Genomic DNA, 25899 nt, shown 5'->3' on the forward strand with positions numbered 1-25899 from the left:
TCATGTTCCGTCCGGTTTAGCTGTCGCGCCTTCGGACCTCAAGCGTTCGCGGTGGCGGGCCAGCCAATAGGCGCTTGCCACCAATGGCGCATTCGCAAGCGCCTGCGCATCGGCCAAGGCCATCAGATCATCGAATGACATCAGATGCGACCGGATATCCTCGCCCTCCGCAGCCAAACCGCCGGTGCCGATGATATGATCCGGCAAATCCGCCAATCCCACGAAAATGTGAAAGAATTCCGTCGCATTCCCGGGGGAGGCATAGACGTTTCCGACCGGCTCCAAGGTGCCCAAGGTGATCCCTGCCTCTTCCTGCGCTTCGCGCCGGGCGGCGGCCTCCGGTGTCTCGCCGGGGTCGATATGGCCTGCGATGGGTTCCAACTGCCAGCGGGTATGATCGCCGCGCGCCAGCGGGCCCATGCGGATTTGCTCAACCAGCAGCACGCGGTCGCGCAGCGGGTCATAGGGCAGCACCAAAGCTGCATCCGCGCTGACAAAAACCGCCCGGTCGATCTGCGCCGACATGCTGCCGTCAAAGGTCTCATGTCGCAGCGAGATTTCATCAAGGGCGAAGAAGTCTGCATAAACGCGGCGGCGGTCGGTCACTTCGACCTTGCCATCTAGCGCCAGGGGATCATGCATGCCCTGTGCCGCCAGCACCTGCTGATGGGCCCGGCGGCGGATCATCGGAAACATCGCATCGACCTCGGCCCGCGGGCGCTTGCCCATATAGCTCATCACTTCGCGCGCGGCGTGGCAGGAAAGCGCGGCCCAATCACGCTCCCACTCAGGCAAGGACCATGGCCCCTGCGCGTTCCAGCGCCCGGGCTGGGGCAGATAGACCTCGGCCCCCTGCCCGTCTGCCAGTGTCACCGGCACCAAATCATAGTCGAACGCGCCTTCATAAAAATCGAGCCGCGCAAAATCATCCATGCTCAGGCCCCTCACCAGCAAGCCCTCGGCCTGCGCGCCATCGCGCGTCTCAATCGTGGGAAACGGGCCTTCGGCGGCGGCAGAGACTTGGTAGCCGGACAGATTGGCGGGGCTGAGATCAATCGCCTCGGCGGAGCGGCCAAGCACGATTTCCAACAGCGGCAGATGCCGCAGAGTGCCGTAGATAAAGAGATGTCGCATGGTGATCAGGGCCAACGGTTATAAGCAAATTCGGTCAAAAGCCCTGCGATCACGCCGCCGACGACAAGTGCCACGCCGATGGGCACGGTGGCGATCATCAGGCCGAATTCCGCGCCGATCTGGAACACGGCGACGATGGCCTCGAAGGGATCGTCATAGCGGTTGCGCAACGCCAGCCGGACCATTTCATTCGCCGCCTGCAAGAAGATCGCCCAGAGCATCAGCACGAAGACACCGGCAAAACCGTTGTTGATCGCAGCCACGATGCCCCGGCCCGCGCGCCGGCCCATCACGCGCCAGCCCACGATGAGGCCAAGCACCACATTAAGCGGCAGGAAATACCCGAAATCCGTGCTTTCCGGCATCAGGGGCACCACCATGCCCGACAGGACAAAGGCCAGCACGGCGAGTGAGATCGCCGCCATAAGTCGTGCACCAGTCGGCATTTTTCGGCTCCTTGCGGGGGCGGACCGCAGGGGCGGTCACACAGGTCGCCGTACCGTAATCTGCGTCACGTCGCAATTGCCACTGTCAAATGTCGCGGCACAGGAAGTGAGGTAAAAATTCCACATCCGGCGAAAGCGTTCGTCAAAGCCAAGCGCGGTGATCTGATCCCATTTCTCGTTAAAGGTCTCATGCCAACGGCGCAGAGTGATGTCATAGCTTTTGCCAAATTCGATCGACCGGTCGACCACCAGCCCTGCACGCTCTACCTGCTCCCGCAGGATCGTGGGGCTGGGCAACATGCCGCCGGGGAAGATGTACTTTTGGATGAAATCCACCCCGCGTTTGTAGACCTCCCAACGGCGGTCGGCGACGGTGATGATCTGCAAGGTCGCGGCGCGGCCCGGTTTCAGACGTTGGTGCAGCGTGTCGAAATAGACCGGCCAGTATTTCTCGCCCACCGCCTCGAACATCTCGATGCTGGCGATGCCATCATAGCTTTCGGTCTCGTCGCGGTAATCTTGCAGTTTGAAGGTCACGCGGTCCGAGAGGCCCGCCTTGGCAATGCGTTCTTGCGCGTAGTTGAACTGCTCTTGGCTGATGGTCAGCGCGGTCACTTTCAGCCCGCGTTCGGCGGCGGCATATTCCGCAAAACCGCCCCATCCGCAGCCGATTTCCAAGACATGATCGCCGGGCTGCACGCCCATCTGATCGACCATGGATTTGTATTTCGCCCGCTGCGCGGCCTCCAGCGATTGCTGGGCGTCGCCCTCGAAAATGGCCGAGGAATAGGTCATCGTATCATCCAGCCAGAGGCTGTAGAACGCATTGCCCAGATCGTAGTGATAGCTGATATTGCGCTTGGCCTGTTTGCGGTTGTTGCGCTGAAGCCAAAAGCGGAACTTCTCGAACTGACGCAGCAGCCCTTGGCCGGGGAAACCGTCATAGACCGTCTCATTCCCCGCATGAACCAAATCCATGAAGGCTTGCAGGTCCGGCGTCGACCACCACTCGTCCAGATAGGCGTCGCAAAAGCCCAGATCGCCCTCGCGGATCAACCGTGCGAAAAGGTCATCGTTATGGATGTGCAGTTCCGCCACCGGGCCGGGCTTGGCCCCTTCGGCACGGAACACGCGGCCATCGGGCAGGACAAAGTCCACCCGCCCGTGCTGCATCTCTTGCGCCATGGCGAAGACCTGCGGGAAATAGCGCGGCAGACCTTTCTGCCCCTCGGTGGTCGTAAGCTTCATACCTCGGTTCCGTTCTTGTTCTTGACGCCTACTGTAACCGCAGGCTGCTGTTTCGCAAAAAGTTAAAAGTCGCGGTTGCGATAGGCGTCGAGCGCCCGTTCCCGCCCTTCCGACAGATCGATGATCGGATCGGGGTAATCGTCCTCCGGGCTCCGGCCCCAGCGGCGTGGGATCGCGTCGAAATAGGCCAGCGCCTCGTCACCCGGTTTCGCGCGCCCCTCGGCGATCCAACGGCGGGTGTAGTCGCGCCCCTTGTCGAACCGATCAAGCTGCGTGTCGGGGTTGAAAATGCGAAAGAACGGCGTCGCATCGGGGCCAGAGCCTGCGGCCCATTGCCAGCCCATCGCATTATTGGCCGGGTCCCAGTCGATCAGGTGTTCTTCGAACCACTTTTGCCCGATCCGCCAGTGGCACATCAGATGTTTCGTCAGATAGCTCGCTACGATCATGCGGCCCCGGTTGTGCATGCGCCCCGTGACCTGCAACTCGCGCATGGCCGCGTCGACGAATGGCACCCCGGTGCGCCCCTGTTTCCATGCCAGCACCTCGGCGCGGCGCTCGTCCTCATTCCACGGGAAAGCCTGCCATTCCTCGCGCCAGTTTTGGTCAAGGATGCGCGGCGTGTGATACATGAGGTGATAGGCAAACTCGCGCCATGCCAGTTCCTTGAAGAAGGTCTCAGCCCCGCGCTTGCCCTCCTGCATGGCCCGCTGGCCCGCGTGCCAACACTGGGCCGGGCTGATCTCACCCAGCGACAGGTTTTCCGACAGGGCCGAGGTGCCATCTTCGCCCGGCATGTCGCGGCTTTCGTCGTAGCCTTCAACGATATGGGCCATGAATGACCCAAGCCGGGCCTGAGCCGCGGCCTCGCCCAGACGCACATAGGGGCGCACTACGTCGCGCCCGCGCTGCATCTCGGCGTCCATTTGCCAATCGTCGAGCGCGGCGCTCTGGGGCCAGCTTTGTGGGGCTGGGATGTCGCTCGGGGTGTCCAAGGGGGCCGCCACATCGCGGCCCCGGACCGCCTTCCAATATGGGGTGAAGACTTTGTAAAAGCCGCCGGTCTTGGTCTCAACCGTCCAAGGCTCGAACATCAGATGCCCGGCAAAGCTACAGGCCTCGACCCCATTGCCCTTTAGCGTCTCTTTGACCTTGGTGTCGCGGTCGATCGCGGCGGGATCGTAAAGGCGGCTCCAATAGACCGCGCCCGCGCCGGTAGTTTCGATCACCTCGCGCAGCACCTCAAGCGTATCGCCACGGTGCAGGATCAGGCGGCTGCCCTTCTCGGCCAGAGTTTCTCCAAGACAGCCCAAGGCCAGCCCGAGGCGGAACTTTGGGGCCGCGCCCAAAGCCTCTGATTGTGCGTCGTGGATGAACAGCGGGATGACCGGGCGGCCCGACTGGCAGGCCGCCGTCAGGGCGGGATGGTCGCTGAGCCGCAGATCGCGGCGGAACCACATGATAATCGGGGAATTGTCGCTCACGTTCGGGGTCTTGCTCCTGCACCTGTCCCGAAACATAGCGCCCCTGCGCCGGGGTCAAGGATCAGAGCAGATCATCCAGCGCATTCAGCAGTTTGTCCATTTCATCCTGCGTCGTGTAATGGGTGAAACTGAGGCGGAGCACGCCTTTGGCCTCATCTACCCCCATCGCACCCAACGCCCGGCCTGCGTAGAAATTGCCGCCCCCTGCCATGATGCCGCGCGCGGCCAATGCCTGCGCCATCTCGACCGCCGGTCGATCAAGCGCCAATGCCACCGTGGGCGCGCGAGTTGCCGCATCGGTGGGGCCGATGACCCGCACAGAGTTGCGCGCCGCCATGGCATCCAGCAGCGGTTGCAGCAAAGCCGTCTCATGGGCGCGCATCGCGTCATGCACAGCAACACCGCGCGCCGTGGCCCCGGCAGTGCCGCCGATATGGTGGGCGTGGAAAGCGTCGATATAGTCCGCCATGCCCGCGCTGGCTGCGATCTGCGCGTGATCCGGCCCGGCGGGGGTGAAACGTTTGTAAAGCACGTCCCCGTTGAAGTGATGGGCTTGGTTCGGCAGCAGTTCGGCCAGCGCCCGGCGGATGACCATGACACCCTGATGCGGCCCGAAGGTCTTGTAAGCCGAGAAGAGGTAGATATCCGGCCCCAGCACCCCGACATCGGCAAAGCCATGTGGCGCATAGGAGACGCCATCGACGCAGACGAAAGCACCGGCGGCATGGGCCAGCGCCGTGATCTCGGTCACCGGGTTGATCTCGCCCACCACATTTGAGCAATGCGGGAAGCAGACCAGCCGGACATTCTCGTCGAGTAGGTCTTCGAGCTTTGCCGGGTCGAGATGCCCGGTCTCAGGGTCGATTTGCCATTCACGGATCTCGATCCCCCGCTCGGCCAGCCTGCGCCACGGGCCGGTATTGGCCTCATGGTCCTGATTGGTCACGACGATCGCCTCACCGGGCTGCATCATCTGGCCAAAAGCCTGCGCCAGCACATATGTGTTTTGCGTGGTCGAGGGGCCAAAGCTCAGCTCCTCCGGCGTCACGCCTAGGATCGCGGCCATGCGGGTGCGGGCCTCGTCCATCTCCTCCCCACCAAGGCGGCTGGCCTCATAGGCGCCGTAGGGCTGCACCTTTCGCTGGGTGTAGAAGCGATGCAGCCGGTCGATGACTTGGCGGCAGGTGTAAGACCCACCGGCGTTCTCAAAGAAAGCCTGCCCCTGAAGGCTCGGCTCGGCGAAGGCGGGAAATTGGGCGCGGACCCATTCGGAATCAATATGCATGGCGCGAAGGTTGACCGCAGCGCGGCCAAGGTCAAGCGCCCAAACAAAACGGCGACCCCGAAGGGCCGCCGTCATCCGTTTTACAAAGGCTGTGCAGGTTAGCGAATTTTACGCTCGTCCTGCAGACCGCGGAAGATGCAGAAGCACATGAAGAGCAGCAGCAGCGTGAACAGCAAACCGGTGGAAATCACCATGGATTGCAACGCCGCGAGGCCCCCGCCGATCAACAGCGCGATGGCCACGGCACCCTCAAAGATGCACCAGAACACCCGCTGCGGCACCGGCGCGTCGACCTTGCCGCCAGCGGTGATCGTGTCGATCACAAGCGACCCGGAGTCGGAGGAGGTGACGAAGAACACCACCACCAGCACGATGCCGATGAAGGAGGTGATCGAAGCCAAGGGCAGCGCGTCGAGCATTTTGAACAGCTGCAACGGCAGACCCGCATCTTGAGCCGCGGTGTAGCCGTCATTCAGCACCTGATGGATCGCGGTGCCGCCAAAGATCGACATCCACAGCACACAGACAAGCGATGGGATCAACAGCACGCAAACGATGAATTCGCGCACGGTACGGCCCCGGCTGACGCGGGCGATGAACATGCCGACGAAGGGTGACCAGCTAATCCACCAAGCCCAGTAGAACGCCGTCCAGCCTTGGGAGAAGTTCACGTCTTCACGGCCAAACGGGTTTGCGAGTGCGGGCAGATATTCGATATAGGCCACCAGCGAGTCCCAGAAGAAGGACAGCAAGAAGATCGTCGGCCCCACAAAGAGCGTGAAGAGCGCCAGCAAGGCGGCCAGCCCCATGTTGATCTCACTCAGCACCTTCACACCGCCATCAAGGCCGCGCAGAACCGAGACCAGCGCCACGGCGGTGATCAAGGAGATCAGCACGACTTCGGAGGTGGTGCCGGTTGGGATGCCGAACAATTCGTTCAGACCCGCGTTCGCCTGCGTGGCCCCCAGACCAAGCGACGTCGCCAGACCAAAGAGCGTGGCGAAAACCGCGATGGTGTCGATGATATGCCCGGGCCAGCCCCAAACACGTTCGCCCAGAACCGGGTAAAAGGCCGAGCGGATCGTCAGCGGCAGACCCTTGTTATAGGTGAACAACGCCAGCGCCAGCGCGACGATGGCATAGATCGCCCAAGGGTGCAGGCCCCAGTGATAGATCGTCGCCGCCATGCCAAGGCGCAGCGAACCAGCCTCGTCACCCGTGGCGGCACCCAAGGGGGCCCAGTCGGTGCGCAAGCCGTTCTCTGTCGTGATCTCGCCCATGGAGGTCGAGAAATGGGTCAAAGGCTCGGAGACGCCGTAGAACATCAGGCCAATGCCCATGCCCGCCGCGAAAAGCATCGCGAACCAGCCCAGATAGGTATAATCCGCGACCGCTTCATTGCCGCCAAGGCGGACACTGCCAAAGGGCGTGACGATCAGCAAAAGTGCAAAAATCACCACCAAGTCGGCAGAGCCGATCAGGAACCAGTCGAAGTTTTTGGTGGTAAAGTTGAACATGGCCGAGAAGATCGCGGCGGCCTGTTCCGGCAATGCGATGGTGTAGAAAACGAAGACCACGACCGCGATCCCCGAGATTAGAAAGACCGGGTTGTGAATATCCAGCCCGAACGGCCCGATCTGCCGTTCGATATTGTCCTGACCGATCTCATAATCGGTATCGATCACATCCGCCTTGCCCTCAGGCTCGGGGATGCCGTGCGAATTGGTATCGCTCATAATCTGTTCCCTCTTTGATGACAGATTACCGCGCAAAACGCGGCGTTCTGTTTTTCTCATCCGTGCGCAACAGGATAGAGGCTTGCGACCATTGGGCAAGCCATTGCGGCCAAGCCCCCTTGGAAACTTGGCTAAAACGACCGTTTCGGTATCTGCTGCGACGTAAGTTTGGGGGGACTACCCTGTCCCGAGCGCGGCTGCAATCGCATCGGCCTGTTCGCGAATCCGGTCCATATCCCCCTGCACACCGGGCGGGCGCAGCTTATCGCCCTCATGCCGCGGCAGGATGTGGTAATGGAGGTGAAAGACCTCTTGCCCGCCTGCGGCCTCGTTAAACTGCTGCACGGTAATGCCATCGGCGCCAAAGGCGCGTAGGCAGGCATTGGCGACTTTCTGAACCGTCGCCAAACAATCCGCCAATTGTGCGGGGCTGGCGTCGAGCATATTGCGGCAGGGCGACTTGGGGATCACCAGACAATGCCCTTCGGCGCGGGGCATGATGTCCATAAAGCAATAGGTCTTGTCGTCTTCATAGACCTTAAAACTGGGGATCTCTTTGCGCAGAATCTTGGCAAAGATATTGTCGTCGTCGTAGCTGGCCATCATGCTCTCCTTCTGGCGGTCGGGGCGGCGCGGACCATTAACCACACCGCCCCGCGCCGAGGCAATATCAAGCGTTTACGTCAACGACCACCCGGCCCTTGACTTGCCCTTTCAGGATGTCCGCCCCCAATTGCGGCAGGTCGCTGAGCCCAGCGGGTTGGACCATCGCTTCCAGCTTGTCCATCGGCAGGTCTTTGGCCACCCGCTCCCAGGCGCGCAGACGGTTGTCATAGGGCTGCATGACGCTGTCGATGCCCAAGAGGTTCACGCCGCGCAGCAGGAAGGGGATCACCGTGGCAGGCAGGGCCGCACCGCCCGCAAGGCCCACGGCCGCCACGCTCGCCCCATATTCCATCTGACCCAGCACGCGGGCCAGCATCGCGCCGCCCACGGCATCGACGCATCCGCCCCATGTCTCGCCCTCAAGGGGGCGTTTGACCGTCTCGTTGATCTCGTCCCGCGCGACAATCCGGGCCGCCCCGAGGCTCTTTAGGTAATCCTCGGTCTCGGGCCGCCCGGTGACCGCCGCCACCTCATAGCCGAGGTTGGCAAGGATCGCCGTGGCGACGGAGCCGACGCCCCCCGCCGCACCCGTGACCAGAACCGGGCCTTTCTTGATGCCGCGATCCTCAAGCGCCATGACGGCCAGCATCGCGGTGAAACCTGCCGTGCCCACGGCCATCGCTTGACGCGTGTCCAACCCTTCGGGCAGCGGCACCAGCCAATCGGCCTTGACCCGCGCCTTTTGCGCATAGCCGCCCCAATGGGCCTCGCCGACGCGCCAACCGGTCAACACCACCTTGTCGCCGGGCTTGTAACGGTCGTCATTCGAGGTCTCGACCGTGCCGGCGAAATCAATGCCCGGCACATGCGGATAGTTGCGGACCAAGCCACCACCGGGCCCGATGCACAACCCGTCTTTGTAGTTCACGGTGGAATATTCGACCGCGACCGTCACCTCGGCCTCGGGCAGTTGATCTTCGGTGATCTGGGTGACCTCTGCGTGGGTCTTGCCTTCGTCATCCTTGTTTACAATCAGCGCATTAAAGCTCATTTCTCATCTCCTTCTCAGGTTTCATTCTACCGGGCCTTAGGCCCAGAAACTCTCACGCACGGTTACATCCCGCAGTCCATCGGGCGCCTGTACCTGCAACCGCGTGCCCGGGTCCCAATGGGTCATTCGCACCATTCCGATGGCGACATTCACGCCAAAATCGGGCGACCAAACCGCCGAGGTCACCTGCCCCACGTGTTTGTCGCCCGCCATCAGTGGCCAGACACGATCACAAAGCGGCACAGGGTCGCCTCCGATCTCTAAGGGACGTATCTGTTGCACCGGCCCCTCTTTCGCCACCCGCAGCAGCGCATCTCTGCCGATGCAGCCCATCGCCGCCTGCGTATCGCAAAGCTTGCCAAGGCCGCATTCATGGGGCGTGTTGTCGTCGGTCATGTCATTGCCGTAACTCAACAATCCGCCTTCGATCCGCTCAATAAGGTTTGGACAGCCCGCCCGCACACCCAGATCGCGGCCCGCCCCGAAAAGGGCCTCCCAAAGTGGCATCGCGATGTCGGCCCCTTCGGTATAAATCTCAAAGCCGCCCTGTTTGGAGTAGCCGGAGCGCGCGACATTCATGGCGCGGCCTTGAAACTGAAACTCTCCGAAGCGGAAGAACTTCACCTCCCGCACCGCCGCGCCAAAGATGCGATCCATCAGATCTTCGGCTTTCGGCCCCTGCACCGCCAGTAGGTTCACATCCGGCTCATCGACCAAAACATCAAGATGATAACCGTTGCATATCCCCTTGGCCCACAACAACAAATCGCTATCGGCGATGGAAATCCACCAACGATCCTCGGCCAGTTTTACCGCCACAGGATCATTGAGCATACCACCCGTCTCATCCACGACCGGCACATAGACGCAGCGGCCCGGCGCCACATCGCGCAGATCGCGGGGCGTCAGCATTTGCATCAGTCGGGAAGCATCAGGCCCGCGCAGTTCAACCTGTCTTTCGCATGCCACGTCCCAGACTTGCACGGCTTTCTTCAAGTGGTGATAATCCGCCTCGGTGCTCTCAAATACGGTGGGCAGCAGCATCCGGTTGTAGACCGTATAGGCTTTCACCCCCGCCGCCTCGACCCCGGCAGAGAATGGCGTGCGCCTGATCCGGCGCGAGGGAGAGAGTTCGGCCATCAGCCCTCCTCCGGCATAAAGATGAAATCGGTCACCGGCGCGTCATATCCTGCGTTGGTGAGCATGGCGTGCACTTGGCCGCGGTGGTGGGTTTGGTGGTTGAAGAAATGCACCACACATCCCGCCATCGGCTTAGAAACATCGCGCTGCAAGATACCGGAATGCCAAGTTAAATCTCCATCCAACATCGACTGGTCGAGCCCCGCCGCCCACTCAGAAATGGCAAGATCCCTTTGCCCTCGCGCCAAAACCCATGCGTCACCGGAAGAGCAAAGCTCGGTGTCTTTGCCTTCCGGCTTTGCCGCGGCAGGGTCGAACCGCGACAGCCAGAGTTGATCGCACCACAGAAGATGGTTCAGCGTGCCGAGGATGGAGCCGAAGAACGCCCCGCGATCCTGCGTTAACGATGCTTCATCCAAAGTCTGAACGACATTTGACAACTGTCTGTTTTGCCAGGCATTATAGCGCGCCATTTCCTTGGCATAGGCGGGGGTGATCACCGCGCCCCCTGCCAATCAATCGCGCAGACCTCAGCCGATTTGCCACCGAAATCCCAGACCCGGCCATAGTCGCGGACCTTGGATTTTACGCCACGCGCAGCCACGATATTCGGGCCCATCCAGTATTTCGAATTGGTGATCGTCACAGGCTCTCCCGGTTCGGCCCCGGCCAGCATCTCGATCTCGCCGTTGATCTTTCGGCCAATGTTGATGACCCGGCGGTTGCCGTCGCGAATGATTTCGACCGGGGCGCGTTCGGCGCCGATGATCTCGCTCACCAACATGGTGAACAGCCCCGTGGTGCCGCCCGCAGCGCCTGAGAAGATTTGCAGCAACCCGTCATAGGCCGCCTCACTCGCGCGGTCGTCCACATAGGCGGCGACCTTCCAATTTCCCTCGCCCATGCGGCCGGGAATGTCGACTAATAGCCCAACGTTCAGCCCGGCCAAATCCTCCCCCTCGAAATGGCCCTCGTCGATCACGATGCCCATCCATGCATGGCAGTGGCCTTCGGTCGGCAGATGCGCGCCAAGGCTGACCACGCAGGGGCAGAAGACATCGCAAGAGCAGTTTAGGAAAAGCTCGCCCTTGATCGCCCAATCGGCGGGTGTCATCTCTCTGTTTGGCATATCATCCTCCTGTGATCATGGGCCAACCCGCCACGACACCTGCGCCGAGGATCAGGGCGAAACCCATTGGTTTTGTTACGTAATGCCCGATCTGGGGCAGTTTTTCGATGACCATGAAAAGCGTGGCCAGCCCCATCCAAGCAAGGTTCATGACCCCGCCGGCAAAGCCCAGAAGCATAAAGCCCCAGCAGCAGCCCGCGCAAAAGGCGCCGAGGCCCAGCCCCATGCGAAAGCCGCCCGCGGCGCCGGGGCGCCAGTGGCCCATGAAATACATCATCGGAGAGTGGCAGACGCCGTGGCAAATCTCCTTGGCGCGGGTAAATTGGAAGAGGCCCACAGCCAAGAGCAGCGCCGCCGCCGTCCAACGCGATTTGGCGATGCCGAGCATATCGATGACGCCGCCGTGCAGCAGCAACAGTTGCAAACCCGCGATCCCCGCCGCGAAGACGAGCCAGACCGCGAGGTAGCCCGCAAGCACCGCCAGCCAGCCCGCGCGCGTGCCATTGGCCGAAGTCATGAGGTCTTCGTAGGCGCGTAGCGTCGGCACCATGGTCGGGACCATCATCGCCGCCATCATCGCGCCCCACATCACGAACAGTGGAAAGAAACGCGCCATGGGCATATACATATCCATGCCCGGATCCATCTGCCGCATGCGTTCGCCCATGGCCCCGGGGCGGCCCAGCAGATCGAGATCCATCTGCATCGCCATGCTGTACATCATCCACCAAGCGGCGAGAATCAGGGCGAAAAACCCCAGCCATAGTGTTGATCGTACCATCCCGGCCATCGCCGCCCTCCCCTGCGTGCTATTGTAGATTTAATGTCAGACAATTAAAGTCCTCGCAAACACTAATTGTAAGACATATGAAAATCGACCCGAGCAACCCCGCCGATCTATCGGCTCAGATCGCCACGGCCATTCGCGACGCCATCATCGGCGGGCATCTGATCGTCGACCAGCGCCTGCCCTCCGAGGCGGAGCTTGCCGAGCAGTTCGAGGTTTCCCGCCCCACGGTGCGCGAGGCGCTCAAGCGGCTGGCCGCGCAATCGCTGATCCGCACGCAGCGCGGGGCCACGGGGGGTGCTTTCGTCAACCGGCTAAGCTTCCCGGATGCCTATGCGCAGCAGATCACCACCTCGACCCTGCTGCTGTCGATGAATGCGGTGAGTTTTGAGACCGCATGCGAGGCGCGCTTCGCCTTGGAGCGCGCCTGCGCTCCGCTATCGGCAGAGCGGCGGACGGCGGACCACCTTGCCACCATGCGCGCGGAGATTCATCGGCAGGCGCAGCCGGGGCTGACCGATGAGGCCTTTTGCGCCTCCGACGTGGCATTTCACCGGGCGCTGGTCGATGGTGCGGGCAATCCGGTGCTAAGTTATCAACTTGCGGGCGCGGTTGAGGCGATGCAGCCCCTGATGAATATGATCACCTTCACCGCGCGGGATCGCGCGCGGATCGTAGCTCTGCATCAAGAGATCGCGGATGCGGCAGAGGCCCATGACGGCAAGGCGGTGACGGCAGGGCTGACCGCGCTGGAGGCCGAGACCCAACAGCTTGCCCAAAGCGTGTTCGCCGCACGCGCGGCGCGGAATGCCGAAACTGCGGGCCGAAGCTAGGTTCGATGATATAAAACAAAGGGATGCGCGCTTCTCTTGACGTGATAAATTCGCCGCATCCCACCCCTTGCAATTCACCCATGGCAGCCCTACTTTAATCCTGTCCTTCGGGACTATGGACATAAACGCGCTCGTAATAAGCGGTTCGGACCCGGGGGCGGTACCCGGCGGCTCCACCAAACATCCTTCATTTGGGGATCATGGGGCCGAAATAGGATCGACGAACGTCTAAAGGGGTTGCTTTGTCTCGGTGAGATACCACCGTTATCGGTTCAAACTGTACAATTGCAAATGACAATCGTGCTCCAGTTGCGATGGCCGCGTAAGCGGTTTCAGCGACTGAAATCTTAAGTCCTTAGGCTTTGCAGCTTAAGGCGGGGTTCGCAGGTACCTGGCAACAGAAACCTGCACTTTTCCCTTCCGTTTCATACCCGTTAGACGGCGCTCTTGCCTTAACTTGACCGCGCTTTTCTCTGGCCCTATCCGTGACGCAGCGAAGCCGTGGTGGCTTTGATGACGCAGGATGGCCCCGATGACCCCGCCCAGTTGGCCCGATATGTTTCGCGTGTTTGGCCGGATTGGGTTGATGTCCTTCGGCGGCCCCGCAGCCCAAATCGCCGTGATGCACCGCGAGCTGGTTGAGCATCGCCCGTGGCTGAGCGAGCAGACCTACTTGCGGGCCCTTTCGCTCTGTATGCTGTTGCCGGGACCGGAGGCGATGCAGCTGGCGACCTATGCAGGCTGGCGCCTGCGCGGCGTCGCGGGCGGGCTGTTGGGAGGGTTGCTTTTCGTCGTGCCGGGTGCGGTCTTCATCGCGGCACTTGCGCTGCTTTATGCGTGGTATGGGCAGATGCCCTTGGTGCAAACGGCCTTCCTGGGCATCAAGGCCGCTGTCATTATCGTGGTATTCCAAGCGCTTCTGAAGGTTTCTTCAAAGGCGCTTCACGGGCGTCTCGGCTGGGCGCTGGCCTTTGGGTCTTTCATCGCGCTCTTCGTGCTGGGCCTGCCGTTTCCGCTGATCATTCTGGTGGCCGGGGCCATTGGGATGCTGACCCGAAGCCCGACGCCCGAGACCGAAGCCGCCGACCTGCCCCCGGCGCATAGCCTGCGTACCCTGCTCATCTGGGGTGGTCTCTGGGCCGCGCCGCTTCTGTTCCTTGCCTTCATCTGCGACGACTTTCTGCTGCAACTGGGGCTGTTCTTTTCCAAGCTGGCCGTGGTGACCTTCGGCGGGGCCTATGCGGTGCTGGCCTATATGACCCAGACCGTGGTGCAGGATTTCGGCTGGATCGAGACCGATCAGATGATCGACGCGCTCGGCTTGGCCGAGACGACGCCCGGCCCGCTGATCCTTGTGACGCAATTCGTCGGGATGCTGGCGGGATTTGCGCAAAGCGGCCCCGCGGGGGCGATGGCTGCCGGGCTGCTGGCGCTTTGGGTCACTTTCACGCCCTGTTTTCTGTGGATTTTCCTTGCTGGCCCGTATCTTGAGGCGCTCTCTGAACAGCCGCGCATCGCAGGCGCGCTGCGGGCGATCACGGCGGCTGTGGTGGGGGTCATCGCCAATCTCTCGGTATGGTTCGCGCTGCATGTGCTGTTTGATCGGGTGGGCGCTGATGGCCCGCTCGCCCTGGCCCTGCCCGTTTGGGACAGTTTCAACCCCATGGCCGCCGCGCTCACCCTCTTGGCTGCCGTGCTGATGCTGGCCCTCAAGCGTGGTTTTGTCCTCACGATGGTTCTGATCGCCACGCTGGCGCTGATCCTTCACGCGATTTAGCGCGGGACCCCCTTTCACTCGCCCCTGAATGGGGTATGCTTACCCCTGCCCATCGCCCGGACCGGAGAGAAGAATGAGCCGCAGCATTGATTACGGCAACCTGATGCACGAAGCCATGCGGGGCCTGATCCGCAGGGTCTTGCAAGACGTATCGGACAAGGGGCTGCCGGGGAATCACCATTTCTTCATCACCTTCGACACCTCGCATCCGGATGCGGAATTGGCCGATTGGCTGTCGGACCGCTATCCCGATGAGATGACCGTGGTGATGCAGCATTGGTACGACGGCCTCGATGTGGGTGAAGACGGTTTCGCCATCACGTTGAACTTCGGCGATGCGCCAGAGCCGCTTTATATTCCTTACGACGCGATCCGCACCTTCGTGGACCCTTCGGTTGAGTTTGGCCTGCGGTTCGAACAGCAAGAGACCGAAGAGGAAGACGTGGCGGAAGACGAGGCCACGCTCGACCAGACGGATGAGGCAGAGTTGGAAGTCGCGGAAGAGCCGGTCAAAGATGCTGAGATCGTCTCGCTCGATTCCTTTCGGAAGTAGCGGCGGAATGGCCGTTAGCGCCATCCCCGCATTGCGCAGCGCGTAAGGCGCAGGTACACCGCTGGACAACGATAAGTCACAGCAGGAGCCGCAGAATGGCCGATACCCGCACCGAAACCGACAGCTTTGGTCCGCTCGAAGTCCCCGCCGATAAATACTGGGGCGCGCAGACGCAGCGTTCGATCATGAACTTCCCGATTGGCTGGGAAAAGCAGCCCATAGCCATCGTGCGCGCGCTCGGCGTGATCAAAAAAGCCTGCGCGCAGGCGAATGTGGCGCAGGGCTCGCTGGACGAGGAACGCGGTCGCGCGATCATTCAAGCCGCTGGCGAAGTGTTCGAGGGTAAGTTCGACGACAACTTCCCGCTGGTGGTCTGGCAGACCGGTTCCGGCACCCAGTCTAACATGAACGCCAATGAGGTCATCGCCAACCGCGCAATTGAACTCATGGGCGGCACCATCGGCTCCAAGGACCCGGTGCACCCCAACGATCACTGCAACATGGGCCAGTCCTCGAACGACACTTTCCCCACCGCCATGCATATCGCCACCGCGATGACGGCGCGTGACGTGCTGCTGCCGGGGCTGGAGAAGCTGCACGGCGCATTGCAGAAGAAGGTCGAGGAATTCGACGGTATCATCAAAATCGGCCGCACCCATACGCAGGACGCGACCCCGCTGACGCTGTCTCAGGAATTCTCGGGCTATACCCATCAGGTCGCCATGGGCATCGCCCGCGTGCGCGACGCGCTTGGCCGTATCTATGAGCTGGCGCAGGGCGGCACCGCCGTGGGCACCGGGCTGAACACCAAGAAGGGCTGGGCTGAGACTGTGGCGCATAACATGGCCGAGATCACCGGCCTGCCCTTCGTCACAGCGCCCAACAAGTTTGAAGCGCTGGCCGCCCATGACGCGATGGTCGAGATCTCCGGCGCGCTGAAGACCGTGTCGGCCTCGCTGTTCAAAATTGCCAATGACATCCGCCTTTTGGGCTCCGGCCCGCGCTGCGGTCTGGGCGAATTGATCCTGCCCGAGAATGAGCCCGGCTCTTCGATCATGCCGGGCAAGGTGAACCCAACCCAATGCGAGGCGCTGACGCAGGTCTGCGCCCATGTCATGGGCAATGATGCCGCCGTCGGTTTCGCCGGGTCGCAGGGCCATTTCGAGCTGAACGTCTACAAACCAATGATGGCCTATAACGTGCTGCAATCTATGCAACTCTTGGGCGATGCGGCTTCGGCCTTTACCGACAATCTGGTGGATGGCCTGAAGGCTGACGCGGACCGGATCGAGAAGCTCATGCGCGAGTCGCTGATGCTGGTCACCGCGCTGGCCCCCGAGATCGGTTATGACAATGCCACCAAGGTCGCCAAGACCGCGCATAAGAACGGCACCACGTTGAAGGAAGAGGCAATTGCCTTGGGCTTCGTCGATGCCGAAACTTTCGAGCGTGTGGTGCGCCCCGAAAACATGATCGGCCCGAAATGAGCCAGCCCATCAACCTGAACAAGGCGAGAAAGGCACGCGATCGTGCGGCCCGCCGCGCTCAGGCGGATGAGAATGCGCTGCGCTTTGGCCGTAGCAAAGCTGAGAAGGAGGCGGCGCGCAAAAGCGCCGCCCAAGCCAAGGCCACGCTCGATGCGCATAAGCGCGAGACATGAGCGTACGGCCCCGCAAACATTCGGTGACCCTAAGGGGTCACCGGACATCGATCTCCCTCGAAGACGAATTCTGGGATGAGTTCCGCGCCATCGCCGCCGCACGAGGCATGCCGATCAACGCGTTGGTGGCCGAGATTGACGCCGCCCGCGGACTGGACATCGGGCTGGCAGGGGCGATCCGCCTATTCGTGCTGCGGTCGTTAAAGGAACGTTTACCAAAAGCGGATTAGCGTCGGGTCATGACTTTGGCCTTTCCCCTTTTGCCACAGGCGTGGCTCCACAGCCTCTTTGCCTCGCGCGCCGCGATCAGCGGTCAGGTGATCCGGCGCAAAGCGCGTGATTTCGAGAAATTCGTCGGACGCCGGGCATTCGAAGCGGAATTGAAGCGCCGTGGGTATCAAGCGGTGGAAAACGCCGGACAGGTCATCATATTTTGCAATCGTGAACCCATCCGGCGGATCGTGTAGCCGTTTTCTTTAAAAGAAAACGGCTACGGAATTTTTTAAAAATTCCGTTTAGCAAATCGACGCTTGGTAGATTTTCTCGATGTTCTGCCCGAGCGCCTCGTTGAACTCCGCGTCCGTCATCTTGACGTTCAGCCCTTCCGTCAAAGCGCGGGAGAAGCTGGCGATCATGGTCCGGTTCTTGCCCAGCCGTTCGCAGGCTTCCGCTGTGGAATAGCCACCCGACAGCGCCACGACGCGCAGCACATTGGCATGTTCGGCCAGATCAGCATAGAGACCGGCCTTCTCAGGGATCGTCAGCTTCAGCATTACCATCTCACCTTCGGGCAGCGCCTTTAGGTGTTTCGCGATCTCGCCGCGCAGAATCTCTTCGGCCTCGGCCTTGCTCTCGGAGTTGATGTTCACCTCGGGCTCGATGATCGGCACGAGACCGGCGGCGCAGACCTGTTTGGCCAGTTCGAACTGCTGCGCCACCACGGCGGCGATGCCGTTTTCGTTGGCCTCATGAATGACAGAGCGTTCCTTGGTGCCGAAGATGCCGTGTTTCACGGCACGGGCCAGAAGATCGTCGATCTCCATGATCGGCTTCATCATCTGCACGCCGTTATTGATCTCTTCCAGACCCTTATCGATCTTCAGGAAAGGCACCACGCCGCGGTCTTCCCAGAGCAGCTGCGCGACCGGTTTGCCGTTGATCGTGTCATCCATCGTGCGCTCGAAAAGGATCGCGCCGATCACTTTTTCAGAGGTGAAATCATCGGCCAAGATGATCCGCGCCCGCATGTCATGGACGGCTTTGAACATCTCTTCGTCGCCGTTGTAATCCGACGGTTCCACGCCATAGAGGCTGAGCGCCTTGGGGGTGGAGCCACCCGATTGATCAAGCGCCGCGATGAAGCCCTTGCCGCTGTCCATTTGCTCAAGTTGCGCCTTGTCGTAGCCCATGTCACCCAGGTCCTATTTTGATTCCGTTCGCTGCGTTTCTAATTGAAACGCAAAGCCGATGATAGCAGCTAGCGTCTTGATAGCGCTAACCAAATGCCCTTATCTGAACGGACGGTCAAATGTGCGACAGGCACTGGCACGCGGTCCGGTTGGGCCGTCACGCGGAAGTCGCGCAGGATGCGCGACAGGATCAGCGGCCCCTCGACCATGGCAAAGCCCGCCCCGGTGCAGACCCGCGGCCCGGCGGAGAATGGGATGAAAGCGTCGCGCTGGCACTGTTTGCCATTCTCGGTCTGCCAACGGGTCGGGTCAAAGCCGTCGGGGTTGTCCCAGAGCCGTTCGTGGCGGTGCAGATGCCACGGGCTGAGCACCAGTTGCGCGCCCTGTTTCACCTGTCGGTCACGGAAGTGTTCGGGGCAGCGGTTCTCGCGCACCATCATCGGCACCGGCGGGTAGAGGCGCAGCGTCTCGCGAAATACATCGCGGCTGAGCTTGAGTTTCGACATCACCGCGAAATCGTAGGTCTCAAGCGCCTGCGCCTCTTCCGCCAACCGCTCTTGCCACGCGGGATGGGTGGCCATCAGGTACAGCGCCCAAGCAAGGGCCGAGGCGCTGGTCTCATGCCCTGCAAGAAAGAAAATCGCGACCTGATCGACCATTTCTTCGGTGTCGAAGCGCGCTCCGGTTTCGGGGTCGGCTTGGGTCATGATCTTGGTGGCAAGATCATCGGGCGCGGTGCCCGCCTCGATCTGCGCGATGCGCGCGAGGGTCAGATCGGTGATCAGCGCCCTGATCCGCGCCGCACTGGCCCGCGTGTCGCGGCGAAACAGGCGCGGCATCCAGCGCGGCAGCGGCAAAAGCGCCCCGAGGTTCAGGATCGGCTGGCTGCGCTGGTAATTGCGAAACTCGTCAAAAACCGCGCGGGCGACCTCATGTTCGATCGGCAGGGAGAACAGCGTGCGAAAGATCACATCGGCGGCGGCGTGGCTTGTCTCAGCCTCGATCTCGACCACCTGGCCCGCCTTGGGCTCCAGCCTTGCCGCAGCCGCCTCTGCCGCGTCCCACATGGCTGGGAAAGTCTCACGCAGCCGCCCGCCCTCGAAGGCTGGGTCGATAATGCGGCGCTGGCGTTTCCATGTCTCGCCATTGGTCAGAAAGACAGAGTTGCCCAAGAGGGGCCGCAGGCCCTCGCCGATACGGTCGGACTTGGGGAAATCCTCGGGCCGGTCCTTCAACACGGTTTTCACCAGTTCGGGCTGGTTCATCAGGTAGCTGCGAAAAAACGGCGTTTTGAACTCAGCCATCCACGCCCGATAGAGCCGCGCGGGCTGGGCCGAGAGGATGTCGGCGCGAAACAGTTTGGCATAGCGCCAGAGCGACACGCGGTCGGGGCGCGCGGGGGGTTTGGGCGGATGGCTCATGCAGCGACAGAGGTGTATTTGCTGACCGCGTGGTCGATCCGCGATTTCGATGCGGGCCGCCCGTCATAGCGCGCGGCGAGTGTCTGCGGCCCGGCGGTGATCTGGAAATAATCATAGTCACGTGGACGGTCGAAGGCACAAAGATACTGGAAATGCAGCCGGAAGAAGCGCCAGCGCAGCGCCTTCCAACGCGCGGGGCTAAGCGTTTGCGTGAAGGCGGCGGAGAAGACCAGCGGCCAGCGTTTCCCTTCGGGCGCGACACCAGACACCGACACCGGATCGCAAAGCGCAAAGGCGCAGCCATCGCCCGGGGCGGTGACATCGACCCAAGCCAATTCATCTCGCGCTGAGAGATAGCGCAGATCGCCGCGCAACCGCTCGGCCCGGGGCAGGAAAGACACCATTGGCACCACCTGCCCCAGCGTGAGGAAACCCAGAGCAGGCCCGCCTTCGGCCACCCTGCCCGACCGGATCAGATCGGCCAGCACAGAAACTCCCAAATGCGCGCCCGAGGAATGGCCGACGACCAAGACCTCGTCGACATCATCAGACAGCGCGGCGGCGATGGCATCGGCAAAGGTGGCCATCCGGGCCTCAAGCTGCGGCGGATTCGCGCCCTTGGTGGCGGCGGAATAGGCGTAATCATGCATGAGGTAATAGGCGAAAAACTTGCCGTCCTTCTTTTTGAACCAGCGCAGCAGGGCAATGCCCAACCCCATGCCCAGTGCCGCGAAGGCGAGCCGCGCGGCCCAATGATCGCTGAGCATGCCGAGAAGGCCATAGGTCAACAGGCCAAGCGCCACCGCCAACAGCGCCTGCGCGATCAACATGCCAACGGGGTAGAGTGCGGCGATCACCGGCCCCTTGCGCAGCCGCATGAGCCGCCAAAGCGCGCCCGACCCGATGTAGACCCAAGCCGTGCGCAGCAATTGCCAATAGGTCGCCGGGATCGAACTGCTCATGCTTTCGCGCACGATGTCGGACCAGACCAGAACCTCGACCTGCGCGCTCACCCGCTGCCCGTCGATCTCAGCATCCACCTGCCAGCCGTAATTGCCGCGGCCCGCCTTCGGCTTCAGCCCGATCTCATAACCCGAGATCGCCGCCTGCGCGGCGCCTTCCTTGCGGTACAGCTCGCGGTAGCGGCGCGGGTGAATCGGATCGTAGCCGGGGATGTAGAACACCCGGCGCGTTTTCACCGTCTTTCCCTGCGCTTTGCTTACCATGCCCGCCCTCTTCTTCGGCATAGTCTAGCCGTAATTCGGGGCGAGAATAAGGCTTAACCCACGGTTGCGAGGATCGGGAAGGTTTCGAGCAGCCAGAAGGAGAAGGCGGTGAAGGCACCGGTCAGCAAGGCTAGCCCGACGAGCACGAGAAGCCCCCCCATGATCCGCTCAATCAGCTTCATATGCGGTTTGATACGGTTCATCAGGGTCATTGCGCGGGTGATAAACATCGCGGCCAGCAGGAACGGGATCCCCAGCCCTGCCGCATAGATGCCCAGCAAAAGCGTACCGCGAGAGACGGAAGCCTCGCTTGCCGCGAGCGACAGGATCGCGCCAAGCTGCGGGCCGATACAGGGCGTCCAGCCAAAGGCGAAAGCCAGCCCCAGAACATAGGCGCCAAAGCTGGAACCGCCTTTATCGCCCGCGTCCAACCGTGCCTCTTGGTCCAGAAAGGGAATGCGGAAGAGGCCGATGAAATGCAGGCCAAAGACGATGATCACCACGCCGGAGATCTTGGCGAAGAGCGCCTGATTCTGGAGAAAGAACATCCCAAAGGCCGAGGCGGTGAAGCCCAAGAGCACGAAAACGGTGCTTAGCCCCAGCACGAAGAACAGCGCCGCCACCACCGCCCGCCGGCGCGCGCTGGATTGGCTCGACATGTCATTGATCGACACGCCCCCCATATAGGCCAGATAGGGCGGCACGATGGGCAGCACGCAGGGCGACAGGAAACTGAAAATCCCGGCGACAAGGGCGATGGTCATGGCCGGCAGGATCCCGGCGTCGAGGAGGCTTATTTCAAACATGACCAACTCCTAGACCGACATGGCCCCGGCGTCACCTGTCATATTGTCACAAGATCGTGGACCTCGGGACCGGCTTGCCTTAACTGATCTCATGAAGATCGAAAAACTGGATGCCACGGGGCTTCTCTGCCCCCTGCCCGTGCTGAAAGCACGCAAACGACTGGCCGCGCTTGCGCCGGGCGATCAGCTTCACATGACGGCGGATGACCCCGCCGCCGTGATCGACGTGCCGCATTTCTGTGCCGAGGCGGGCCATCAGCTGACCGAAACCCGGACCGAGGGCGCGGCAGAGCTTTACATCATCACCAAGGGCGGCTGAACGGGCGCAATCACGCCGTCTTTCTTACCCTATCGCAAAACTGAAAACGGCGGGCCTGAAAGCCCGCCGTTTCCTTTATCTAGAGCGCTTTAGCTGCCCAGTGACCACCAGCCGCGCCGTTTGGGCTTGGGCTTCTCGGCGGGCTGCTCTTCGACTTTTTCCACGACCGGCTCGGGAGCGGTTTCGGCAGCGGGTGCCTCGGCCTCCGCCGGCTGCGGCACGGGGTCGGGCTGCGGCTCAGGCTGAGGCGCTTCCGCGACGGGCGTCGCCGTCTCCGGTGACGGAGCCGCGATGGGCGCTTCGCTCGGCAGGGCTTCGGCCATTGCATCGGGCGTGGCTTCGGCGACCGGCTCGACCGGCTTGGCCTTGGCCCGGCTGCGGCGCTTGGGCTTCGGCGCGGGTGCGGCCTCTTCCTCACTTGCCACGGCGTCTGCGCTTACGGTCTCTTCCGCCGCTTCGGCTGCGGGTTTCTTGGTCCGTCGGCTACGCTTGGGCTTGGGCTTGGGCGTCTCCTCCCCTTCAGCCTCGGCACTGACCTTCGGCGCTTCGCCTTCTGCGGCGGCAAGGGCTTCGGGCGCGGGTTCCGCTTCGGGAGCGACTTCGGCCTTAGGCTTGCGTGAGCGGCTGCGGGATTTCGGCTTGGGCTTCTCCTCGGCGGGCGCGGCTTCCGCTTCGGCCTGCGGGGCTTCTGCCTCTACCGGCGCGGTTTTCTCGCCCTCGTCCGATTTCACTTCGTCCTGCTGCTGAGCACCGTTTTGATCCTCTGCGCCGTTCTGCTGATCGCCATTGCCATTGCGGCCACGGCCACCCCGGCTGCGACGACGGCGGCGGCGGCGTTTGGATTTGCCCTCGCCCTCTTCACCGTTGCCATTGCCGTTCCCGTTGTCTGAGGGGCTGGCGTCCTGTGCGGCGGGGGCCTCTTCGGCCTCGGCGGCGCTCTCATCCTCGTCGATTTGATCCATGAGGGAAGTATCGACCGAGACGACGTGATCCGAGACGGGCGGCACGGTGCGCGTGGCCGTCTTGAACTTCTCGATGTGGAAGTCGGGGCTCACCAGCGACGGATCGCCTTCGATCCGCACGGACATGCCGTAGCGCATTTCGATATGGGCGATATGCTCGCGCTTTTGGTTCATCAGGAAGTTGGCGATGCCCACGGGCGCGCGCACCAGTACTTCGCGGGAGCGGCGGCGGGTGCCTTCTTCTTCGATCTGGCGGATGATCGACAGGGCGAGGTTATCGTCCGAGCGCACGAGGCCGGTGCCGTGGCAGGCGTGGCAAGGCTGGGTCGTCGCCTCGATCATGCCGGGGCGCAGACGCTGGCGCGACATTTCCATCAGGCCAAAGCCCGAGATGCGGCCCACTTGAATCCGCGCGCGGTCGGTCTTGAGCCGGTCCTTCATGCGCTTTTCGACGGCAGCGTTGTTCTTGCGCTCGTCCATGTCGATGAAATCAATCACGATGAGCCCGGCAAGGTCACGCAGACGCAGCTGGCGTGCGACCTCATCAGCGGCTTCAAGGTTGGTTTTGAGCGCGGTCTGTTCGATCGAGCCTTCCTTGGTGGCCCGGCCCGAGTTCACGTCGATCGCCACCAGCGCTTCGGTCACGCCGATCACGATATAGCCGCCCGAGGGCAGTTGCACCGTGGGGTTGAACATGCCCGAGAGGTAGCTTTCCACCTGATAGCGGGCGAAGAGCGGCAGGCTCTCGTTGTAGAGCTTCACGTTCTTGGCGTGGGACGGCATGATCATTTTCATGAAGTCCTTGGCGATGCGGTAGCCGCGCTCGCCCTCGACGTGAATCTCGTCGATCTCGCGATTGTAGAGGTCGCGGATCGAGCGTTTGATCAGATCGCCTTCCTCGTAGATTTTGGCAGGCGCGATGGACTTCAGCGTCAACTCGCGGATCTGTTCCCACAGCCGCTGGAGGTATTCGTAGTCGCGCTTGATCTCGGCCTTTGTGCGTTTCGCCCCGGCGGTGCGCACGATGAGGCCGGCACCTTTCGGCACCTCGATCTCGGTCGCGATCTCTTTCAGCTTCTTGCGGTCGGCGGCATTGGTGATCTTGCGGCTGATGCCGCCCCCACGGGCGGTGTTGGGCATCAGCACGCAGTAACGACCGGCGAGGCTGAGATAGGTGGTCAGCGCCGCACCCTTGTTGCCGCGCTCTTCCTTGACGACCTGCACCAGCAGGATCTGGCGGACCTTGATGACTTCTTGAATCTTGTAGCGGCGCGGGCGCGGTTTGCGCACGGGGCGGATGTCTTCGCTGTCGTCTTCATCGGCGACGGATTCGATGGAATCGTCTTTCGCCGTGGCATCGCTGCCTTTGTCCTCGCCATCGGCGTCTTCACCGTCGGCCTGCGCGTCATCCTTGGCGTCGGCATCCTCGGCCTTTGCCGCGTCATCCGCCTTGGCGGGGGCCGCGTCCTCGGCCTTGGCGACATCACCCTCCGCCGCGTCATTCTCGGGCTCTTCGACCGGCGTTTCCGCGACCCGCTCCATGGGCGAGCTGCCCTCTTCGCTGTCGAGATCGACGGTTTCCATGCCCGCGATCTGATCGCTGTTGTCCTCGGCGACCTCGGCGGTGGCTACGGCGTCATCGCTGTTGGTCTCGGCCGCTTGGCTTTTCGACCGGCTGCGCGACCGCGAGCGGGTGCGCTTGGGTTTTTCTTCTTCGTCATCCTTGGCGGCCTGCGCTTCGGCATAGGCGCGCTCTTCTTCCAGCAACGCCTGACGGTCGGCGACGGGAATCTGGTAATAATCGGGGTGAATTTCCGAGAAAGCGAGGAAACCGTGACGGTTGCCGCCATAGTCGACAAAGGCCGCCTGAAGCGACGGTTCGACCCGTGTAACCTTGGCTAGATAGATATTGCCAGCAAGCTGGCGTTTGTTTTCCGATTCAAAATCGAATTCTTCGACCTTGTTTCCGTCCACGACCACGACCCGAGTTTCCTCGGCGTGGGTGGCATCGATAAGCATTTTCTTAGACATAGATCCATTATGCACAGCACCCGCGCACAAAAGGCCCCTGGCGGGGCTTCGGGCTGGGAGGTGTGACTTGTCAGGGCGATGGAGGACGCGGCAACAGCAGGGCCACGAATGGCCCCCGACTGTCTGCTCTGAGCATCTGCGCGCGTCATCGCGGTTCTTCTCCGATGCGAGGGCTCTGCGGCCTCTCCCATCCATTAATTAGCTGTGCTTCGGTCGGGCTAACCCTCGCGAATATCAGCGGTTCTTCGGCCGTTTCCGGCCCAATCGGTCTGCTGGCCCCCCGGTGTCGGGCGGGCACGGCAGCGAAACTGTCAAAAGTCACCCCACGCCGGTCGGGCGTTACGGGACTTATCCGGCTAGTTAAGGGCTTTACGGGGTGAAACACAATGGTCAATCGAATGAGCAACAGTCAAATGCGCTTTATCCCCGGTCGGTTGACAAGGCGCATGGGCTTGGAAACATTCAGACTGTCGCAGCGGCTGTCGCCGGTCGACGCTATAGAATTGCCTTGCCGCCGATGCGGCCCAGAGTTTCAAAGGACCGCTTTCATGCCTAAATTTCTGCGCCCCGCGCTTTGTCTGACCCTTCTGGGCCTCGCCGCCTGTGATGAGATCGCCGTGGCCGACGACCCCGCAGCGCTGGCGGAATTGCGCGGGCAGAAAAGCTGTATCTCCGCGGTGGCCCAGCAAACCGGAGCGGCGGGGATTGCGATCAATACCACCCGTCCGGTGGTTGAGCTTTACCGCCATATCGTCGATGTGCCCGGCGCGGCGAGCTGGTCTTGCATCACCGATCCGAATGGCAAAGCGGTCGAGATCGCAGAGCAGCGCAACGGTTAAGCCGCGCTGCTTGTGGG

26 protein-coding genes and 1 other RNA gene are annotated in these 25899 nt (G+C 61.9%); 10 read left to right on the forward strand and 17 right to left on the reverse strand.

All coding sequences use genetic code 11. The features are described 5' to 3' along the window. The 12 genes from ACGYLX_RS05185 to ACGYLX_RS05240 all read right to left on the reverse strand — a co-directional run bounded on the left by ACGYLX_RS05185 (nt 1) and on the right by ACGYLX_RS05240 (nt 12049). Nucleotides 1-1134 carry an NUDIX domain-containing protein gene (locus ACGYLX_RS05185; RefSeq protein ID WP_394447712.1) on the reverse strand — a complete coding sequence of 378 codons (1134 nt, stop codon included), beginning with the start codon at nt 1132-1134 and terminating at the stop codon, nt 1-3. Between the two features lie 5 nt (nt 1135-1139). Beyond that, nucleotides 1140-1580, reverse strand: coding sequence for a TrgA family protein (locus tag ACGYLX_RS05190; RefSeq protein ID WP_271687254.1), 441 nt, complete (start codon nt 1578-1580; stop codon nt 1140-1142). 36 nt (nt 1581-1616) lie between these two features. Beyond that, on the reverse strand, nt 1617-2828 hold the full coding sequence (locus ACGYLX_RS05195) for a cyclopropane-fatty-acyl-phospholipid synthase family protein (RefSeq protein ID WP_271687253.1): 1212 nt from the start codon (nt 2826-2828) through the stop codon (nt 1617-1619). Nucleotides 2829-2890: 62 nt separating this feature from the next. Next, the gene (locus ACGYLX_RS05200; protein ID WP_394447713.1) at nt 2891-4312 is read right to left on the reverse strand and encodes a cryptochrome/photolyase family protein; all 1422 of its coding nucleotides are present in this window, start codon (nt 4310-4312) and stop codon (nt 2891-2893) included. Nucleotides 4313-4373: 61 nt separating this feature from the next. Then, nucleotides 4374-5597, reverse strand: a complete 1224-nt coding sequence (locus tag ACGYLX_RS05205; protein ID WP_394447716.1) for an aminotransferase class V-fold PLP-dependent enzyme — start codon at nt 5595-5597, stop codon at nt 4374-4376. Nucleotides 5598-5695: 98 nt separating this feature from the next. Next, entirely contained in the window at nt 5696-7333 is a 1638-nt protein-coding gene (locus ACGYLX_RS05210) for a BCCT family transporter (protein ID WP_394447718.1), read from the reverse strand. 177 nt (nt 7334-7510) lie between these two features. Further along, a complete protein-coding gene (locus ACGYLX_RS05215) occupies nt 7511-7936 on the reverse strand; it encodes an HIT family protein (RefSeq protein WP_067266693.1) in 426 nt (141 codons plus the stop codon). A 67-nt stretch (nt 7937-8003) separates the two neighbouring features. After that, nucleotides 8004-8990 carry an acryloyl-CoA reductase gene (gene acuI / locus ACGYLX_RS05220; protein ID WP_394447720.1) on the reverse strand — a complete coding sequence of 329 codons (987 nt, stop codon included), beginning with the start codon at nt 8988-8990 and terminating at the stop codon, nt 8004-8006. A gap of 36 nt (nt 8991-9026) precedes the next feature. Beyond that, entirely contained in the window at nt 9027-10130 is a 1104-nt protein-coding gene (locus ACGYLX_RS05225) for a dimethylsulfoniopropionate demethylase (RefSeq protein WP_394447722.1), read from the reverse strand. Further along, entirely contained in the window at nt 10130-10630 is a 501-nt protein-coding gene (locus ACGYLX_RS05230) for a DinB family protein (RefSeq protein ID WP_394447724.1), read from the reverse strand. The genes ACGYLX_RS05225 and ACGYLX_RS05230 overlap by 1 nt, the downstream gene beginning before the upstream one ends. Continuing rightward, complete coding sequence (locus tag ACGYLX_RS05235; protein WP_067266687.1) at nt 10627-11259, reverse strand: DUF1326 domain-containing protein; 633 nt, start codon at nt 11257-11259, stop codon at nt 10627-10629. The genes ACGYLX_RS05230 and ACGYLX_RS05235 overlap by 4 nt, the downstream gene beginning before the upstream one ends. Before the next feature lies 1 nt (nt 11260). After that, nucleotides 11261-12049, reverse strand: a complete 789-nt coding sequence (locus ACGYLX_RS05240) for a DUF2182 domain-containing protein (RefSeq protein WP_394447726.1) — start codon at nt 12047-12049, stop codon at nt 11261-11263. 77 nt (nt 12050-12126) lie between these two features. Between ACGYLX_RS05240 and ACGYLX_RS05245 the strand changes: the two genes are divergently transcribed. The 8 genes from ACGYLX_RS05245 (at nt 12127) to ACGYLX_RS05280 (ending at nt 17336) form a co-directional block, all read left to right on the forward strand. After that, nucleotides 12127-12879 (forward strand): FadR/GntR family transcriptional regulator, encoded by a 753-nt coding sequence (locus ACGYLX_RS05245; RefSeq protein ID WP_394403102.1) that lies wholly within the window; start codon nt 12127-12129, stop codon nt 12877-12879. Nucleotides 12880-12942: 63 nt separating this feature from the next. Beyond that, nucleotides 12943-13291: a transfer-messenger RNA gene (gene ssrA / locus ACGYLX_RS05250) on the forward strand. A 120-nt stretch (nt 13292-13411) separates the two neighbouring features. Then, on the forward strand, nt 13412-14656 hold the full coding sequence (gene chrA / locus ACGYLX_RS05255; protein WP_394447728.1) for a chromate efflux transporter: 1245 nt from the start codon (nt 13412-13414) through the stop codon (nt 14654-14656). A 73-nt stretch (nt 14657-14729) separates the two neighbouring features. Continuing rightward, the gene (locus ACGYLX_RS05260) at nt 14730-15209 is read left to right on the forward strand and encodes an SspB family protein (protein WP_067266680.1); all 480 of its coding nucleotides are present in this window, start codon (nt 14730-14732) and stop codon (nt 15207-15209) included. Nucleotides 15210-15304: 95 nt separating this feature from the next. After that, nucleotides 15305-16696, forward strand: a complete 1392-nt coding sequence (gene fumC / locus ACGYLX_RS05265; RefSeq protein WP_271691334.1) for a class II fumarate hydratase — start codon at nt 15305-15307, stop codon at nt 16694-16696. Further along, the gene (locus ACGYLX_RS05270; protein WP_394447730.1) at nt 16693-16869 is read left to right on the forward strand and encodes a DUF4169 family protein; all 177 of its coding nucleotides are present in this window, start codon (nt 16693-16695) and stop codon (nt 16867-16869) included. Before fumC ends, ACGYLX_RS05270 begins: the two co-directional genes overlap by 4 nt. Further along, entirely contained in the window at nt 16866-17099 is a 234-nt protein-coding gene (locus ACGYLX_RS05275; RefSeq protein ID WP_394447731.1) for a ribbon-helix-helix domain-containing protein, read from the forward strand. Before ACGYLX_RS05270 ends, ACGYLX_RS05275 begins: the two co-directional genes overlap by 4 nt. A 9-nt stretch (nt 17100-17108) precedes the next feature. Then, nucleotides 17109-17336, forward strand: a complete 228-nt coding sequence (locus ACGYLX_RS05280) for an N-(5'-phosphoribosyl)anthranilate isomerase (protein ID WP_394447733.1) — start codon at nt 17109-17111, stop codon at nt 17334-17336. A gap of 48 nt (nt 17337-17384) precedes the next feature. On the opposite strand, the gene ACGYLX_RS05285 is transcribed toward ACGYLX_RS05280, so the two are convergent. The 4 genes from ACGYLX_RS05285 to ACGYLX_RS05300 form a co-directional block, all read right to left on the reverse strand. Continuing rightward, entirely contained in the window at nt 17385-18278 is an 894-nt protein-coding gene (locus ACGYLX_RS05285; protein WP_394447735.1) for a fructose bisphosphate aldolase, read from the reverse strand. 68 nt (nt 18279-18346) lie between these two features. Further along, entirely contained in the window at nt 18347-19699 is a 1353-nt protein-coding gene (locus ACGYLX_RS05290; protein ID WP_394447737.1) for a cytochrome P450, read from the reverse strand. Then, nucleotides 19696-20925 (reverse strand): hypothetical protein, encoded by a 1230-nt coding sequence (locus ACGYLX_RS05295; protein ID WP_394447739.1) that lies wholly within the window; start codon nt 20923-20925, stop codon nt 19696-19698. Before ACGYLX_RS05295 ends, ACGYLX_RS05290 begins: the two co-directional genes overlap by 4 nt. Nucleotides 20926-20978: 53 nt before the next feature. Further along, complete coding sequence (locus ACGYLX_RS05300) at nt 20979-21731, reverse strand: cytochrome c biogenesis CcdA family protein (RefSeq protein ID WP_394417758.1); 753 nt, start codon at nt 21729-21731, stop codon at nt 20979-20981. Nucleotides 21732-21822: 91 nt separating this feature from the next. Here ACGYLX_RS05300 and ACGYLX_RS05305 point away from each other — a divergent pair, with 91 nt between their 5' ends. Next, nucleotides 21823-22050 (forward strand): sulfurtransferase TusA family protein, encoded by a 228-nt coding sequence (locus ACGYLX_RS05305; RefSeq protein WP_067266668.1) that lies wholly within the window; start codon nt 21823-21825, stop codon nt 22048-22050. An 89-nt stretch (nt 22051-22139) separates the two neighbouring features. Here ACGYLX_RS05305 and ACGYLX_RS05310 read toward each other — a convergent pair whose 3' ends face one another. After that, complete coding sequence (locus ACGYLX_RS05310) at nt 22140-25031, reverse strand: Rne/Rng family ribonuclease (protein WP_394447741.1); 2892 nt, start codon at nt 25029-25031, stop codon at nt 22140-22142. Between the two features lie 560 nt (nt 25032-25591). Here ACGYLX_RS05310 and ACGYLX_RS05315 point away from each other — a divergent pair. Beyond that, nucleotides 25592-25882 carry a hypothetical protein gene (locus ACGYLX_RS05315; RefSeq protein ID WP_271691341.1) on the forward strand — a complete coding sequence of 97 codons (291 nt, stop codon included), beginning with the start codon at nt 25592-25594 and terminating at the stop codon, nt 25880-25882. Nucleotides 25883-25899: the final 17 nt, after the last annotated feature.

The organism is Sulfitobacter sp. 1A13496 (assembly GCF_043557225.1).
Lineage (GTDB): Bacteria > Pseudomonadota > Alphaproteobacteria > Rhodobacterales > Rhodobacteraceae > Sulfitobacter > Sulfitobacter faviae.